This window comes from Tabrizicola sp. (genome assembly GCF_041919135.1).
In the GTDB taxonomy this organism is placed as follows: domain Bacteria; phylum Pseudomonadota; class Alphaproteobacteria; order Rhodobacterales; family Rhodobacteraceae; genus Tabrizicola.
On record NZ_JAYRUJ010000017.1, the window covers coordinates 57427 to 73459 of the forward strand.

The 16033-nt window shown below is 67.6% G+C and carries 13 protein-coding genes; 1 reads left to right on the top strand and 12 read right to left on the bottom strand.

Annotated features, from left to right (window positions below; translation table 11 throughout):
• Positions 1-60 precede the first annotated feature (60 nt).
• From ACE3UA_RS13235 to ACE3UA_RS13285, 11 genes are all read right to left on the bottom strand, one after another.
• Positions 61-1293 carry an NAD(P)/FAD-dependent oxidoreductase gene (locus tag ACE3UA_RS13235; protein WP_374645847.1) on the bottom strand — a complete coding sequence of 411 codons (1233 nt, stop codon included), beginning with the start codon at positions 1291-1293 and terminating at the stop codon, positions 61-63.
• Positions 1294-1340: 47 nt separating this feature from the next.
• Positions 1341-2501, bottom strand: coding sequence for an iron-containing alcohol dehydrogenase (locus ACE3UA_RS13240; protein ID WP_374645849.1), 1161 nt, complete (start codon positions 2499-2501; stop codon positions 1341-1343).
• 4 nt (positions 2502-2505) lie between these two features.
• Positions 2506-3882, bottom strand: coding sequence for an aldehyde dehydrogenase family protein (locus ACE3UA_RS13245; protein WP_374645851.1), 1377 nt, complete (start codon positions 3880-3882; stop codon positions 2506-2508).
• 80 nt (positions 3883-3962) lie between these two features.
• Entirely contained in the window at positions 3963-5330 is a 1368-nt protein-coding gene (locus ACE3UA_RS13250) for a glutamine synthetase family protein (protein ID WP_374645853.1), read from the bottom strand.
• Positions 5331-5605: 275 nt separating this feature from the next.
• Positions 5606-6520 (bottom strand): 2-hydroxyacid dehydrogenase, encoded by a 915-nt coding sequence (locus ACE3UA_RS13255; protein ID WP_374645855.1) that lies wholly within the window; start codon positions 6518-6520, stop codon positions 5606-5608.
• A gap of 58 nt (positions 6521-6578) precedes the next feature.
• Positions 6579-7205 (bottom strand): DUF1345 domain-containing protein, encoded by a 627-nt coding sequence (locus ACE3UA_RS13260; RefSeq protein WP_374645857.1) that lies wholly within the window; start codon positions 7203-7205, stop codon positions 6579-6581.
• Entirely contained in the window at positions 7206-8345 is a 1140-nt protein-coding gene (gene rodA, locus ACE3UA_RS13265) for a rod shape-determining protein RodA (protein WP_374645859.1), read from the bottom strand.
• Positions 8346-8360: 15 nt separating this feature from the next.
• On the bottom strand, positions 8361-10307 hold the full coding sequence (mrdA, locus tag ACE3UA_RS13270; protein WP_374645861.1) for a penicillin-binding protein 2: 1947 nt from the start codon (positions 10305-10307) through the stop codon (positions 8361-8363).
• Entirely contained in the window at positions 10304-10843 is a 540-nt protein-coding gene (locus tag ACE3UA_RS13275; protein WP_374645863.1) for a rod shape-determining protein MreD, read from the bottom strand. The genes mrdA and ACE3UA_RS13275 overlap by 4 nt, the downstream gene beginning before the upstream one ends.
• The gene (gene mreC, locus ACE3UA_RS13280; protein ID WP_374645865.1) at positions 10836-11831 is read right to left on the bottom strand and encodes a rod shape-determining protein MreC; all 996 of its coding nucleotides are present in this window, start codon (positions 11829-11831) and stop codon (positions 10836-10838) included. The genes ACE3UA_RS13275 and mreC overlap by 8 nt, the downstream gene beginning before the upstream one ends.
• Before the next feature lie 31 nt (positions 11832-11862).
• The gene (locus ACE3UA_RS13285) at positions 11863-12900 is read right to left on the bottom strand and encodes a rod shape-determining protein (protein WP_197645122.1); all 1038 of its coding nucleotides are present in this window, start codon (positions 12898-12900) and stop codon (positions 11863-11865) included.
• Between the two features lie 235 nt (positions 12901-13135).
• Between ACE3UA_RS13285 and ACE3UA_RS13290 the strand changes: the two genes are divergently transcribed.
• On the top strand, positions 13136-13894 hold the full coding sequence (locus ACE3UA_RS13290) for an SDR family NAD(P)-dependent oxidoreductase (RefSeq protein ID WP_374645868.1): 759 nt from the start codon (positions 13136-13138) through the stop codon (positions 13892-13894).
• A 318-nt stretch (positions 13895-14212) separates the two neighbouring features.
• On the opposite strand, the gene ACE3UA_RS13295 is transcribed toward ACE3UA_RS13290, so the two are convergent.
• On the bottom strand, positions 14213-15793 hold the full coding sequence (locus tag ACE3UA_RS13295) for a 2-isopropylmalate synthase (protein WP_374645870.1): 1581 nt from the start codon (positions 15791-15793) through the stop codon (positions 14213-14215).
• Positions 15794-16033 lie beyond the last annotated feature (240 nt).

Genomic DNA, 16033 nt, shown 5'->3' on the forward strand with positions numbered 1-16033 from the left:
GCCGGCGCTGGGGTGGCCCGCAAGGACCACCCCTTTTGCATGGCATCGACCCGGACCTTGTCAGAACCGCCCCGGCCGATAGGGCGCGATGTCCAGCGGCGGCGGCGCACCCGCCACCAGCGCCGCCACGATCCGCGCGGTCATCGGGGCCATGGTCACGCCCAGATGGCCGTGGCCGAAGGCCAGGATCACCTCGGCCCCGCCCTGTGACGGGCCGATCACCGGCAGGCTGTCGGGCAGCGAGGGGCGGAAGCCCATCCAGTCGCGGTCCGGCTCGCCCAGCTGCGGGAAATAGGCCCGCGCCCCCTCGACCAGCTTCCGCACCCGGTGCGGCGAGGGCGGCAGGCTCAGCCCGCCAAGCTCGACCGTCCCGGCCACCCGCAGCCGGCCCTCCATCGGGCAGAAGTAGAAGCCGCGCGAGGTCGGGCAGCTGGGGCGCGACAGAAGCGGCTCGGCCATGTCCCATTCGACATGATAGCCGCGCTCGGTGTCCAGCGGCACCCGGTCGCCGGCCTGCGCCGCCAGCGCGCGGGAATGGGCCCCGGCGGCGATGACCACGCGGCGGGCATGCAGATGCAGGCCCGGCCCTTCGATCACCACCCCGTCCGGGCCACGGGTCAGCCGCTCGGCCCGGAGTTGCAGATGCCGCGCCCGCGCCAGCACCTCGCGCGCGATCAGCCCCATCATCCGGCCCGGATCGTCCAGGAAGGTCGCGCCGGGGAACAGCGCCGCGCCGCCCAGAGGCGGCAGGCCGGGCTCCAGCTCGGCCAGCCGCTCGGGGCCGATGAGTTCGACCTCCACCCCCAGCGCGCGGCGGCGGGAAAGCTCGGCCTCGGCCGCGATCCGCGCCTCGGGCCTGTCGTAGAGGTACAGGCAGCCCCGCCGCTGCAGGATCCCCGCCCCCTGCACCCGCAGCGCCAGATCGTCCCATCCCTCGGCCGCCCCGGTCAGCAGCGCCGCGATCGCGCGGGAGTTCCGCGCCGCCGCCGCCGGCAGCGATTGCCGGAGAAAGCGCAGAAGCCAGGGCATCAGGCTGGGCAGCGCCCGGTGCCGGATCGCCAGCGGCGAGGTCCGGCTGAACAGGAGCGAGGGCAGCGACCGCAGCACCTCCGGCGTGCCCACCGGGCTGGTGGCGTAGCCCGCCACCGTCCCGGCATTGCCATGGCTTGCGCCCATGCCGGGCTGGCCAGGATCGACCAGCACCACCTCATGGCCCTGGTCGATCAGTTCCAGCGCGATGGCAAGCCCCACCACGCCCGCGCCGATCACGGCGATCTCGGTCTGTTCACGCATCCGGTGTCACTGTCGCCGCAGGAGGAAGCTGGGGAACATTCCCCACCCTACAGGCAGGCCTCGTAGAGTGCCCGCGTGTTCCGCTTCGTCATCTTCACCGGGTTGCCGCCGCAGGACGGATCCTCCAGCGCCATCTTGGTCAGCATGTCGAGGTCGGGGTCCTTCACCCCCAGCTTGGTCAGGTTCTCCGGAATGTCCAGCGTGGCCCGCAGGTCGAGGATGCGCTGGTAAAAGCCCTTGTAGCCGCCCTTGATCCCGCAATAGGCCGCCGCCGAGGCGAGCTTGTCCTTCACCGCGCGGCGGTTGAAGTCCAGCACCATCGGCATGACCACGGCGTTGGTGGTGCCGTGGTGGGTGTTGTAGACCGCGCCGATCGGATGGGAGAGCGAGTGGATGGCGCCCAGGCCCTTCTGGAAGGCCACAGCCCCCATCGCCGCTGCGCTCATCATGTGCGCGCGGGCGTCAAGGTCGTTCGGATCGGCATAGACCTTGGGCAGGTTCTCGAACACCAGCCGCATCCCCTCGACCGCGATGCCCTGCGACATCGGATGGTAGAAGGGGCTGCAGAAGGCCTCCAGGCAATGCGCCAGCGCGTCCATGCCGGTGCCTGCGGTGATGAATTTCGGCATCCCCGTGGTCAGGGCCGGATCGCAGATCGTGACGGCGGGCATCAGTTTGGGGTGGAAGATGATCTTCTTCTTGTGCGTCTCGGAATTGGTCAAGACGCCCGCCCGGCCCACTTCACTGCCCGTCCCGGCGGTGGTCGGCACCGCGATGATCGGCGCGATCTTCGCGGCATCGGCGCGGGTCCACCAGTCGTCCACGTCCTCCAGCTGCCAGACCTTCAGCTTCTTCGGCTGGTCGGCCATGAGGGCAATCATCTTGCCAAGGTCGAGGGCCGAGCCGCCGCCGAAGCAGATCACCCCGTCATGGCCACCCGCCTTGTAGACGGCAATGCCCTCTTCCATGTTCTTTTCGTTCGGGTTCGGGTCCACGTCGGAAAACACCGCCCGGCCAAGGCCAGCGGCCTCCAGCACATCCAGCGCATTCTTGGTGATCGGCAGCGACGCCAGCGCCTTGTCGGTGACGAGAAGGGGTTTCGTCAGGCCGATGCTTTTCGCGTGGTCGGCCAGTTCCGCGATGCGGCCGACGCCGAACTTGATCGCGGTCGGGTAGGACCAGTTCCGGTAGGGAACGCTATGGGTCATGATCTCAGGCTTTCTTGAGGTGATAGGATTTCGGCCGGGTCACGGAATGGAACCCGAGATAGGACAGCGAGGTGCCGCGCCCGGTGTCCTTGACCCCGGTCCAGGTCAGGGCCGGGTCCAGGTAGTCGGCCCGGTTCATGAACACGGTCCCGGTCTCCACCTGCGCGCCAAGGGCGGCGGCGGTGTCGTAGTCCTGCGTCCAGATGCTGGCGGTCAGGCCATAGGGCGAATCGTTCATCAGGCGCAGCGCCTCGGCATCGTCCTTCACCGGCATGATGCCGACCACGGGGCCGAACGATTCTTCCTTCATCACTCGCATCGAGTGGTCGACGTTGATCAGGATTTGCGGGGCCAGGTAGGCGCCGCCGTCATCGGCAAAGCGTTTGGGATCGAGCAGCGGCTTCGCGCCCTTGGCGATGGCCTCGGCAGTCTGGTCCCGCACCGTCTGGGCAAACCGCTTGTGCGCCATCGGGCCAAGCGTGGTCGCGGCGTCGAAGGGGTTGCCGAGCTTCAACTGGCCGACCCAGGCCACGGATTTCTCGACGAAGCTGTCGAAGAGAGATTCATGCACATAGATGCGCTCGATCCCGCAGCAGCACTGGCCCGCGTTGTACATCGCGCCGTCCATCAGCACGTCCACGGCCAGGTCCAGGTTCGCATCCTCGCGGACATAGCCCGGATCCTTGCCGCCCAGCTCCAGTCCCAGGGGCGTGAAGGTGCCCGCCGCGGCGCGTTCGATGGCCTGTCCGCCGCCGACCGAGCCGGTGAAGTTGACGAAGCCGAAGCTGCGCTGCCCGATCAGGCGTTCGGTCGTGGCATGGTCAAGGACGACGTTCTGGAACACATCCTCGGGGATGCCGGCGGCATGGAAGGCCTCGGCAATGCGCTCGCCGACCAGCAGGGTCTGGCTCGCGTGCTTCAACACCACCGTATTCCCGGCGATCAGCGCGGGGACCAGGGTGTTGATCGTGGTGAGGTAGGGATAGTTCCAGGGCGCGATGATGAAGACGACGCCCACGGCTTCGCGCGCAAGGTAGCGGCGGAACTTGTCGCTGTCCTCGATCATCTCGGGGGCCAGCGTCTTGGCCGCGATCGAGGCCATGTAGTCGGTGCGCGCATTCACCCCGCCGAACTCGCCGCCATAGCGGGTGGGGCGGCCCATCTGCCAGGCGATCTCCTCGACCACTACATCGGTCATGGCGTTCAGCTTCGCGACCCCCGCCTTGACCAGCGCGATGCGGTCTTCCAGCGACCGGGCGGCCCAGGGTTTCTGCGCGGCCCTTGCGCGCGCGACCACGGCATCGGCGGCCTCGGAGGAGAGCGGCATCCGCTCGGCGTAGACCCGGCCGTCGACGGGGGAGATGAGTTGTATCGGTTTCATTTTCGGTCCTCGTAGGTCGGGCTTCGGCCCGACATTCTTAAGAGAGTCGGGCTGAAGCCCGACCTACGTTGGTTCGCGGATTACGCCCGCTCCAGCAGCCGCTCGCGTTCGAAATCGGTCACCACGCGATCGGTCTCGGCAAGCTCCCACCGGGCGGCGTGGTGGTAGTGCTCGACCACATCGTCCCCGAAGGCCGCGCGCAGCATCTCCGAGCCGTGCAGCAGGTCCGCCGCCTCGCGCAGATTGTGCGGGATCTCGCGGATGCCCTTGGCGGCATACATGTCGCCCTTCAGCTCCGGCTCCAGCTCCATCTTCTTCTCGATCCCGTCCAGCCCCGCCGCCAGAAGCGCGGCGCAGGCGAGATAGGGGTTCACGTCGCTGCCGGGGATCCGGCATTCCACCCGGACGCCCTTGGTATGCACGCCGCAGACCCGGAAGCCAGCGGTGCGGTTGTCGGCGCTCCACACCGCCTTGGTGGGGGCGAACATGCCCACGGTGAACCGCTTGTAGCTGTTGACATAGGGCGCCAGGAACACGGTCAGGTCGCGGGCATGGTGCAGCTGCCCGGCGAGATAGTGCTTCATCACCTGCGACATGCCATGTCCGTCCTTCGGATCGGCAAAGCTGGCCTTGCCGTCCAGCGACCACAGCGACTGGTGCACATGGCTGGACGAGCCCGCCCGGCGGTGATCGTATTTGGCCATGAAGGTCACCGACTTGCCCTTTGACCAGGCGATTTCCTTGATCGCGTTCTTGGTGATCACATGGTTGTCGGCGGTGTCCAGCGCGTCGGAATAGCGGTAGTTCACCTCCTCCTGGCCGGCCTCGGCCTCGCCCTTGGAGTTCTCGACCGGGATCCCCGCGCCGAAAAGCCCGTTCCTTACGGCGCGCATCACGTCTTCTTCCTTGGTGGTCTGGAAGATGTGGTAATCCTCGTTGTAGCCCGAGACCGGCTTCAGCGCCGAAAGCCCGCCATCGCGCAGGTTCTCGTATGAGTTCTCGAACAGGTAGAACTCCAGCTCGGTCGCCATCATCGGCTCGAAGCCCATGGCGCGGGCGCGTTCGACCTGCCGCTTCAGGATCGAGCGCGGGGCGATAGGCACGTCGGCATGGGTGGCGTGGTCCTGGGTGTCGCACAGCACCAGCGCGGTGGCGGGCAGCCAGGGGACGCGGCGCAGGGTGCGCAGGTCGGGCTTCAGGACGTAATCGCCATAGCCGGTTTCCCAGCTGGTCGACTTGTAGCCCTGCACCGTGGTCATCTCCATGTCCACGGTCATCAGGTAGTTGCAGCAATGGGTTTCCTCATGGCCGCCGTCGACGAAGAACTGCGCGTGGAAGCGTTTTCCCATCAGGCGGCCCTGCATGTCGATTCCCGCCACGAGGACGGTATCGATCTCGCCGCGCGACACGGCGGCCTTCAGGTCTTCAAGCGTCAGATTTCCGGGCATGGTGCCTCTCTCATTATGTCGGATGTCAGGTCGCAGGGGACGGAATTCCCCCGGTGGCAGGCGTTCGCTGTCCGCGCGCGCCACCGAACTCCGGCTTTCGCGGCCAGCAGGGGCCGCATTCCGTGTCTTGCGGTTCAACCCGCATCCGATGATCTCCCTGCACGGGGCAATCGGCCCCGTGAATTTGATCATTCATTCACAGGTCAGGGCGCTTTCGCAAGTCCCTCTGCCGTTCTGGGTCCGCGTGCCCGGCACTGCAGCGACCTGTTCCGGGGTCAGTAACCGCGCGCGCGGTCCACGAGGTGCAGGAAGGGCTCGCCCGCCTCGCCGCGACGGATGTTCTCGGCGATGACATGCGCGGCCGTGGAGGCGCGGGTGTCGGCGGCGATATGCGGGGTGACGGTCACGGCCGGATGGCTCCAGAACGGATGGTCATGGGGCAGGGGCTCGATGCGGAAGACGTCCAGCGTGGCGTGGCCGACCTGTCCCGCGTCCAGCGCGGCGATCAGCGCCGCGTCGTCGATCAACGCGCCCCGGCCGGGGTTAAGGATCACCGCGCCCCGGGGCAGCATCGCCAGGGTCCGGGCATTCAGCAGGTTCTCGGTCTCGGGTGTCTTCGGCAGCAGCGTGACCAGGATCTCGGCCCGGGCCAGCGCCTCGTGCAGGCCCGCCTCGCCATGCAGGCAGCCGGGCTTTGCCGTCCGGCTCCAGCCCGTGACCGGGAAGTTCAGCACCCGCAGCGCCGCCGCGCAGGCCGCGCCCAGGGCGCCCATGCCCAGGATCGTCACCCCCCGCTCCCGCGCCAGGGGCGGGCAGGCCGGATCCCAGACATGGCCGGGGTTCACGATATGGCGGTCCATCCCCAGGTGATGCCGCAGCGTGTGTCCCGTGACCCATTCCACCATCCCCTCGGTCAGGCCGGGATCGACCATCCGGCACAGCGGCTGGGTCAGCGTCGGGTTGCCCACGATCCGCTCCACCCCGGCCCAGAGGTTCAGCACCGCCTTCGCCCGCCGGTAGGGCGTGAAATCCTGCAAGGGCGAGGAGGGGGCATAGACGATGTAGTCCACCGCCTCGGGCGCGGCCTCGGTCACCAGCCGGGCGTCGATCCCGGCCTCGGCCAGGGCGCGGGGCAGGGGCTCGCGATATTCCGGCCAGAGCGAGGGGGCGGCGAAAAGGACGGTCAGCATGGGCGGGCCTTCGGGCAAGGGGCAAACCCGGTGGTTATCGCCCAGGCGGCCGCGCTTGTTAAGGGCTTCCCGCCAGCACCGCCGCATTGACCGCAAGCGCCAGGATGCCGGTGTTGTAGAAGAACGAGACGATGGAATGGACCAGCACCGCCATCCGCATCGCCCGCGTCTCGGCCTGCACGTCCGAGACCTGCGCCGTCATGCCGATGGTGAAGCTGGCGTAAAGGAAATCCCAGCCGTCGGGCTCTCCCTTGCCGGGAAAGACCATGCCGGGCTGGCTGCCCCGGTAATGCAGATGCGCGTAATGCAGCCCGGCCAGGACATGCACCGTGGCCCAGCCCAGCGGCACGCCGATCAGCGCCGCCACCATGGCCGGTTCGCCGCTGTCGGGGGCGTTCAGCACCAGGAAGATCGCGGTCAGGCTGGTGACCACCGCCAGAAGCGCCAGCACCAGGATCAGCGCCACCCCCTCATCCGCCGCCGCCGAATGGCGCCGCAGCTCGGCCGGGGTCAGGGCGGGGATGCGCAGGGCCATCATGCCCAGGTAAAGCACGAAGAAGGCGTTGACGCCGGACAGAAGCGACAGCACCGGCGACATCTGCTGCACCCAGGCGATCAGCGCCAGCAGCGCGCCGATCGCGAAGGCGGCGATGAAACGGCCATGACGGGGGTGGAAGCGAAGCATCTAGCGCGGCCGGTGGACATGGGCGCTCTGCACCAGGCCGAAGCCCACCAGCAGCACCAGCATCGCCGAACCGCCATAGCTGAGCAGCGGCAGCGGCACCCCGACCACCGGGGCCATCCCCATCACCATCGACAGGTTGACCGCGATGTAGAAGAAGAAGTTCGCCGCCACCCCCAGGATCAGCAGCGCCGAGAAACGGTCCCGGTTGCGCAGCGCCGCGACGAGGCAAAAGCCGATGATCAGCGCGTACAGCACCAGAAGCGAGAAAGCCCCGACAAAGCCGAATTCCTCGGCCAGGGTGGTGAAGATGAAGTCGGTGTGCTTTTCCGGCAGGAAATTCAGCCGTGACTGCGTGCCCTGCATATAGCCCTTGCCGCCCCAGCCGCCCGACCCCAGCGCGATCTGCGCCTGGATGATGTTGTAGCCCGCCCCCAGGGGATCCGCCGTCGGATCAAGGAAGGTGTCGATCCGCTTGTACTGATAGTCGTGCAGGAACTGCCAGGGCGTGCCGCGCAGGGTGAAGACGCCGACGACCGCCGCCACCGCCACGCCGATCACCGCGCCGAAATACCACAGCGAGACCCCGGCCGCGAACATCACCGCCCCCCCGGCCAAGAGCAGCATCAGCGAGGTGCCGAGGTTCGGCTGCATCAGCACCAGCACCGTCGGCGCGACGGTCAGCAGCACCGGGATCAGCACATACAGCGGCCGCGAGACGCGCTTGGGATCCAGCCAGTCGTAATAGGCCGCCAGCATCATCACCAGGGTGAACTTCATCATCTCGGACGGTTGCAGCCGGATGAACCCCAGGTCGATCCAGCGTTGCGCCCCCATGCCGACCGTGCCGAAGAACTCCACCACCAGAAGCAGCAGGAAGGCGATGAGATAGGCCATCCCCGCCATGCTGCGCCAGAACCAGATCGGCACCAGCGCGATGCCGAACATCAGCCCCATGCCCAGGCCGAAGACCTGCATCTGGCGCAGCGCCCAGGGCTCCAGGTTGCCGCCCGCGATGGAATAAAGCATCAGGAAGCCGACCGCCGCGACGGCCGTGATCAGCACCACCAGCGGCCAGTTCAGATACAGGACCTTGCGCAGCCCCGTGGGTGCCTGCTTGACGCGGTATTCCAGGAAACTCATGGCGCGCCCCCCCCGTCAGGTCTCGGTCTTTGCCGGCACGATCCCGGTCTCGGGGTCGCGCAGCGGCAGTTCCTTCAGCATGCTCTCGATCCGCCCGCGCTGGCTGGAGGGATAGGCCTCCAGCGAGGGCAGGCCGTCGGACATGGCGCGCAGGATCACGTCGCGGGCGATGGGGGCCGCGGCGGTAGAGCCGCCCCCGCCGTGTTCCACCACCACCGCCACCGCATAGCGCGGCGCGTCGAAGGGCGCGAAACCCACGAACAGCGCATGGTCGCGGCGGTCCCAGGGCAGGTCGTCGTTCGAGATCACCCCGGCTTCGCGCTCTGCCTTCGAGATGTTGCGCACCTGGCTGGTGCCGGACTTGCCGGCAAAGATCATGGTCGGGTCCACGACGCGGCTGGACTTGCCGGTGCCGTGGTCGCCGTTCACCACCTCGTGCATGCCCAGCCGCACGCCGTCGAGATGGGCTTGCGGGATCTCCAGCAGCGGGGCCTCTGCCAGGGGCAGTTCCTGGTCGTTGACCATCCGCACCAGCCGCGGGACAAGCGCCCGCCCGCTGGCGATCCGCGCGGTCATCACGGCAAGCTGGAGCGGAGAGGTCAGCACATAGCCCTGCCCGATCGAGGCGTTGATCGTGTCGCCGATCCGCCAGTCCTGCTTGTGCTTCTCCAGCTTCCACTGCTTGTCCGGCATGATGCCTTCGGTGATCGCCGACATCGGGATGTCGAAACGCTGCCCGAGGCCCAGCTTGCGGCCCATCTCGGCGATCTTGTCGATGCCGACCTTCTGCGCGATGTCGTAGTAATAGACGTCGCAGCTTTCCGACAGGGAGCGCACCAGCCCGACCGAGCCATGCCCGCCGCGCTTCCAGCAGTGGAACCGCCGCCCGCCATATTCGATATAGCCCGGACAGCGCACCCGGGTTTCCGGCGTGATCACCCCGGCCTCCAGCGCCGCCAGCGCCGTGACCATCTTGAAGGTGGATCCCGGCGGATAGGCCCCCGAGACGGTCTTGTTCGCCAGCGGCCGATGGTCGTTCTCCATCAGCACCTTGTAGTCGGTATGGCTGATGCCGCGCACGAAGAGGTTCGGGTCGAAGGACGGGGCCGAGGCGCAGCAGATGATGTCGCCGTTGGTGACATCCACCATCACCACCGCCGCACTTTCCGCGCCCAGCCGCGCCTGGGCAAAGTTCTGCACGCCCGCGTCGATGGTCAGCCGGATGTCGGCGCCCGCGTCACCTTCCTGCCGCTCCAGCTCGCGCATGACCCGCCCGGCCGAGTTCACCTCGATCCGCTTGGTCCCGGCATGGCCGCGCAGCGTGTCCTCCATCCACTTCTCGACCCCGATCTTGCCGATCTGGAACTTGGGAATGCGCAACAGCGGATCGGGACTCTGCAATCCCTCCAGGTCCTTTTCGCTGACCGGGCCGACATAGCCGACGACATGGGCGAAATCGGTGTCCAGCGGATATTTCCGCGACAGGCCCACCTCGGGCGTGACGCCGGGCAGGGCCGGGGCGTTCAGCGCGACCTTCGAGAAATCGGTCCAGCTCAGCCGCTCGGCCACGGTGACCGGCACGAAGGCGCTCAGCGACTTGACCTCCTCGATGGCGCGCTCGACCTCCTCGGGCGTCATTGGGATGACCCTGGCCAGGCGGCGCAGCACCAGTTCCGCATCGCCCGCCGCCTCGCGCGTGATGACGACGCGGTAGTTCTGCTCGTTGTTGGCGATCAGCTTGCCGTTGCGGTCGCGGATCAGCCCCCGGTCCGGAGGAATCAGGCGGATGCTGATCCGGTTCTCCTCGGCCAGAAGCTTGAACTCGTCGGCCTGTTCGACCTGCAGGTAGCGCATCCGGACGCCCAGGACCGCGACCATGGCCCCCATCGCCCCGCCCAGCATCAGGGTGCGCCGGTTCAGCTGGCGGTTGCTTTCCTCGGCCTCGCGGGGATTGCGTCTCACAGCCGCCTCCCGAAATCATCCACCTCGCCCATCGCGGGCTTGCGCAGGTCGAAGATCAGCCGCGACAGGCCCACGACCAGCGGATAAAGCGCGATCGACCACAGCATCTGAACCACGGCAAAACCGAAGGGCGGCTGCGGCACGAAGGCCAGCCCCAGCGCCAGCCGGTAGGACAGCAGCATCGCCAGCATCACGCCCGAGACCAGCACCCATTCCACGATGAAATTCAGCTCTCGCGTCAGCGCGATGCGCGAGCGCAGGAACTCGGTCGCCAGGACCACGATGGCGGTCCACAGGCCCGGCGGCCGCATCAGCACCAGGTCCTCAAGCAGGATCACCCCGGCGATCAGCGGCATCGGCAGGAAATCCGGCCGCCGCACGATCCAGGCCAGGATCAGGCAGATGAGGAGGTCCGGCCCCGGCAGCGCCCCCGGCGCATGGTTCAGCGGCAGAAGCCGCACGAACAGCAAGAGCAGCGCAAGGCCCAGGAACAGCGCGCGGAAGATCCAGTGCGTCTGGCGCCAGAAATCATCCATCGCCCGCATCCGCCCCCTCGGCCGCACCCGAGCCGCCCGCCTCGACGCTGCCGCCCTCGATCGCGGTCGGGGGCGTGCCCGCCGCGCTCTCGGCCGCCGCGGCCGAGGTGTCGGGCATCGGCGGCAGCACCGGCGGCGCGATCAGCCCGCCCGGATCGGTGATCGGCTCCAGCTCGTGGCTGCGCAGCACCCGCAGGAACTCCAGTCGCTGGTAATCGGCGGCCAGCACCACCCGCAGCCGCTTGTCCGTGCCCAGCGCGACCTGTCCGACCAGAAGCCCCGCCGGGAACACCCCGCCATCGCCCGAGGTCACCACCCGGTCGCCCGGCCGCACCTCGTCGGTATCCTCGATGAACTCCAGGGGCGGCAGCGGGCTGTTGTCGCCCGACAGGATCGCCTTCTGCCCCGAGGGCTGCACCGTGACCGGGATCCGGCTGTTGGTATCGGTGACCAGGATCACCCGGCTGGTGCGCTCGCCCACGCCCGAGATCCGGCCGACCACCCCGATCCCGTCCATCGTCGCCCAGCCGTCGCGGATCCCGTCCCGCGCGCCCACGTTCAGCAGCACCGACTGCCGGAACGGACTGCCGCTATCGGCCATCACCACCCCGGTGACATGGGTGAACTTCGGGTCCAGCCGCACCTGGTTCAGGTCCAGAAGCCGCGCGTTCTTCTGCTCCAGCTGCAGCGCGGCCTCCTTCCAGGCCTCCATCTTGCGCAATTCCTCGCGCAGCTCGCGGTTCTGCTCCAGAAGTTGCGCATAGGACTGGAAGTCGCCCAGCACGTCCGAGGCCCAGGTGACCGGCGCCATCGCCCAGCTCATCGAGGGCACGACCGCGTCGATCAGCGCCGCGCGGAACCGCTCGACGCGCGGGGAATCGATCCGCCACAGCAGGAACAGGCCAAGCAGGATCAGCACCGCGATCCCCACCAGCAGGCGGCGGAGCGGGCGCTGGAATTCCTCCGGTCCGATGCGGGTCTTGGCCAAGGCTACAGCCTTCCCTTCCGGGGTTCAGGCGTCAGGTATCGTAGTCGATCACATGCCGAAGCTGTTTCTCGTATTCCAGAGCCTTCCCCGTCCCCAGCGCAACACAATTCAGTGACTCGTTCGCCACCGAGATCGAAAGCCCGGTCTGTTCGCGCAGGGAAAGGTCCAGCTCGCCCAGAAGCGCGCCGCCCCCGGTCAGCATCACGCCCCGATCGACGATATCGGCCGCAAGGTCCGGCGGCGTCGCCTCCAGCGCCTGCATCACCGCGTCGCAGATCTGCTGCACCGGCTCGGCCAGCGCCTCGGCGACCTGGGCCTGGTTGATCTCGGTCTCCTTCGGCACGCCGTTCAGAAGGTCGCGGCCACGAATGGTCATCGAGGCCCCGCGCCCGTCATCCGGCATCCGCGCCGTGCCGATGCTGGTCTTGATCCGCTCGGCCGTCGATTCCCCGATCAGCAGGTTCTGGTGCCGGCGCAGATAGCTCACGATGGCCTCGTCCATCCGGTCGCCGCCGACGCGGACCGAACGGGCATAGACGATGTCGCCAAGGCTGAGGACCGCCACCTCCGTGGTGCCGCCGCCGATGTCCACGACCATGTTGCCGGTCGGCTCGGTGATCGGCATCCCCGCCCCGATGGCCGCCGCGATCGGTTCCGCGATCAGCCCGGCGCGCTTGGCGCCCGCCGACAGCACCGACTGCCGGATCGCCCGCTTTTCCACCGGCGTCGCGCCATGCGGCACGCAGACGATGATCTTCGGCTTGGAGATGGTGGAGCGTTTGTGCACCTTGCGGATGAAATGCTTGATCATCTCCTCCGCCGCCTCGAAATCGGCGATCACCCCGTCGCGCATCGGGCGGATCGCCTCGATCGTGCCGGGGGTGCGGCCCAGCATCAGCTTGGCATCCTCGCCCACCGCCAGGACCTGCTTCTTGCCGTCCTTGTTGTGATAGGCCACCACCGAGGGCTCGTTCAGCACGATCCCCTTGCCCCGGATGTAGACCAGCGTGTTCGCGGTCCCAAGGTCGATGGCCATGTCCGACGAGAAGAGGCCGGGGAGAAGCGACATGTGGGTTCCTTCGCGCTGGCAATACGGAAACACCCGACTCGGGGTCCAGTCCCGGCGAGGCGCCTCCTTATAGGGTCGCAGCGGATGAAGCGGAAGCCCCGGGGGCGGCGATGTGCTCAAATCCGCGTGCATGGACAATGCGAACTATTCCCTCGACCGCGGCGCCGTTTGTTGCAGCAGGCTTGCACATTTCCGATGTCTTGGCATTCTCCACCCTGACAGGCGGGGGGCGGACATGGCGGGTGTGAGGGGCAGGGTGGCGCTGGTGACGGGGGCGGGCAGCGCCGGGGGAATCGGTTTCGCCATCGCCCGGGCGCTGGCGCAGGCCGGCGCCAGGATGGCGGTGACGGCGACGACCGGCCGGATCCACGACCGCGCCGCCACGCTGGGCTGCCTTGGCCATGTCGCCGACCTGACCGATCCGGCGCAGGTCACGGGCCTTTTCGCCGCGGTCGGGGCCGCGCTCGGCCCGGTCGAGATCCTGGTCAACAACGCCGGCATGGTGCAGACCGGCCGCGAGGTGGACCGCGCCCGCCTTGCCGGGTGGAGCGATCAGGCCTGGGCGCATCACATGGCGCTGAACATCAACACCACCTTCCACTGCTGCCGCGCCGCCCTGCCGGGAATGGCCGAACGCGGGTTTGGCCGGATCGTCAACATCTCCAGCGTGACCGGGCCGGTCGTGACCATCGACGGCTCATCCGCCTATGCCACGGCCAAGGCTGCGATCACCGGGATGACCCGCTCCATCGCGCTGGAATACGGGCGGCAGGGGATCACCTGCAACGCGATCCTGCCTGGCTGGATCGCGACCGAAAGTTCCTCCGAGGACGAGATCGCCGCCGGAACCCGTACCCCCGCCGGCCGCCCCGGCACCCCGGACGAGATCGCCGCCGCCGCGCTGTTCCTCGCCTCGGACGAGGCGAGCTATGTCACCGGGACGATGCTGGTGGTCGATGGCGGCAACACGCTGCAAGAGATGAAAGGCGGCTGAGCGCCTGCCGCGCCATTTCCTCGGTTCCGCCGGGCGCGCCGGAAACCCGGCCATGGCAAGGCGGCCCCGACCCATGCCGGACGCAGGGGATTTTCGGCATGGCGTTTCCTCTCCGCTGCCGTATTCCTACCCTTTGGCCGGGGAGTGTTCCCGTCGCCCCATGAGCCGCCGACCTGTCGGTCGCGCCGCGCGTCCCGCAACGCCTGCGTCAGCAACCCTTGCCGAGGGAGTGCGGGCCAAGAGTTAATAAACTCCTAACCCGCACTTCCAAGTCTTTGATTTTCCGGGGTAGTGCGCGTTTGTCCACTGTGGACAGCCTCACTCTCCGTGATAGGAAACCGTCTTCACATCCTCGCCCGGAGCGGTCTTCTGCCGCCGGATGATCAGCCGGTTCAGCGCGTTGATATAGGCCCGGGTCGAGGCGACGATCGTGTCGGTATCGGCGGCCGAGCCGGTCACGATCCGCCCCTCCTCCTCCAGCCGGACCGAGACGGTCGCCTGCGCGTCGGTCCCCTCAGTCACCGCATGGACCTGATAGACCTGCAGGTTGGCCTTGTGGGGGAAGAGCATCTTCACGCAGTTGAACGCCGCATCCACCGGCCCGTCGCCGGTGGCGTCGATGTGGTGGTCCACCCCGTCGACGGTCAGGATCATGTCCGCCTCCTGCGGCCCCTCGGTCCCGCAGACCACCCGCAGCTTCTTCAGCTGGAGGAATTCGTAGGCGTCGTTCGACTGCTCGTCCGAGACCAGCGCGATCAGGTCGTCGTCGTAGACCTCCTTCTTGCGGTCGGCGAGCGCCTTGAAGCGGACGAAGACGTCATTCAGCTGGTTGTCGGCGAGGTCGAAGCCCAGTTCCTTCAGCTTGGCCCGCAGCGCGGCCCGCCCCGAATGCTTGCCCATCGCGATGTTCTTGGCCGTCAGCCCGATATCCTCGGGCCGCATGATCTCGAAGGTCTGGACGTTCTTCAGGACCCCATCCTGGTGGATGCCGGATTCGTGCAGGAAGGCGTTCTTGCCGACGATGGCCTTGTTGAACTGGACCGGGAAGCCGGAGACCTGGCTGACGCGGCGGCTCAGGTTCATGATCTTGGTGGTGTCGATCCCGGTCTGGAACGGCAGGATGTCGTTGCGGACCCGCATCGCCATCACCACCTCTTCCAGCGCGGTGTTCCCGGCCCGCTCACCCAGGCCGTTGATCGTGCATTCGATCTGCCGGGCGCCCGCCTCCACCGCCGCCAGGGCGTTGGCGGTGGCCATGCCGAGGTCGTTGTGGCAGTGGGTGGCGAAGATGATCTTGTCGGCGCCCGGGACCCGCTCCAGCAGCATCCGGATGATCTTCGCGGATTCCATCGGGTAGGTGTAGCCGACGGTGTCGGGGATGTTGATCGTCGTCGCCCCGGCCTTGATCGCGATCTCGACCACCCGGCAGAGGTAGTCCGGTTCGGTCCGGGTCGCGTCCATCGGCGACCACTGGACGTTGTCGCAGAGGTTGCGGGCGTGGGTCACCGTCTCGTGGATCCGCTCGGCCATCTGGTCCATGTCCAGGTTCGGGATCGCGCGGTGCAGGGGAGAGGTGCCGATGAAGGTGTGAATGCGGGGGGATTTCGCGTGGCGGACGGCCTCCCAGCAGCGGTCGATGTCCTTCTGGTTCGCGCGGGCGAGGCCGCAGATGGTGCTGTTCTTCGCGCGTTTCGAGATTTCGCTGACGGCGGCGAAGTCGCCCTCGCTGGCGATGGGGAAGCCCGCCTCGATGATGTCGACGCCCATCTCGTCCAGGAGGCCGGCGATCTCCAGCTTCTCCTCATGGGTCATGGTCGCGCCGGGCGATTGCTCGCCATCGCGCAAGGTGGTGTCGAAGATGACGACGCGGTCCTGGGTGGTGCGGTCTTGTATGGTCATGGATCTGGTCCTTGGATCTTAGCTGCAGAGCGGGGCGCTGGTCACCTCTGAGCGGTCGCGCCCGGGGGCACGCTCAGAGGCGGCTAAGAAGAAGAAGTCCAAGGGGCATCGCGAGGCGCGGAGCGGCCTCGGCGGTGGAGCGGATCTGGGGTCCCCTGGTCATGGGGCCGGACTATAGGGCGGAAATCGGCGAAGGGAAGGGGATTTCTGCAACCGGGTGCCGTCGCCGGGGGCATCGAG

What these genes read in the sequence shown, in the direction of transcription:
- ACE3UA_RS13290 (WP_374645868.1), top strand. Translation starts at nt 13,136, where the DNA reads ATGGCGGGTGTGAGGGGCAGGGTGGCGCTGGTGACGGGGGCGGGCAGC.
- ACE3UA_RS13245 (WP_374645851.1), bottom strand. Translation starts at nt 3,882, where the DNA reads ATGAAACCGATACAACTCATCTCCCCCGTCGACGGCCGGGTCTACGCC.
- ACE3UA_RS13295 (WP_374645870.1), bottom strand. Translation starts at nt 15,793, where the DNA reads ATGACCATACAAGACCGCACCACCCAGGACCGCGTCGTCATCTTCGAC.
- ACE3UA_RS13260 (WP_374645857.1), bottom strand. Translation starts at nt 7,205, where the DNA reads ATGCTTCGCTTCCACCCCCGTCATGGCCGTTTCATCGCCGCCTTCGCG.
- ACE3UA_RS13275 (WP_374645863.1), bottom strand. Translation starts at nt 10,843, where the DNA reads ATGGATGATTTCTGGCGCCAGACGCACTGGATCTTCCGCGCGCTGTTC.
- ACE3UA_RS13235 (WP_374645847.1), bottom strand. Translation starts at nt 1,293, where the DNA reads ATGCGTGAACAGACCGAGATCGCCGTGATCGGCGCGGGCGTGGTGGGG.
- ACE3UA_RS13285 (WP_197645122.1), bottom strand. Translation starts at nt 12,900, where the DNA reads ATGTCGCTTCTCCCCGGCCTCTTCTCGTCGGACATGGCCATCGACCTT.
- ACE3UA_RS13255 (WP_374645855.1), bottom strand. Translation starts at nt 6,520, where the DNA reads ATGCTGACCGTCCTTTTCGCCGCCCCCTCGCTCTGGCCGGAATATCGC.
- ACE3UA_RS13250 (WP_374645853.1), bottom strand. Translation starts at nt 5,330, where the DNA reads ATGCCCGGAAATCTGACGCTTGAAGACCTGAAGGCCGCCGTGTCGCGC.
- rodA (WP_374645859.1), bottom strand. Translation starts at nt 8,345, where the DNA reads ATGAGTTTCCTGGAATACCGCGTCAAGCAGGCACCCACGGGGCTGCGC.
- ACE3UA_RS13240 (WP_374645849.1), bottom strand. Translation starts at nt 2,501, where the DNA reads ATGACCCATAGCGTTCCCTACCGGAACTGGTCCTACCCGACCGCGATC.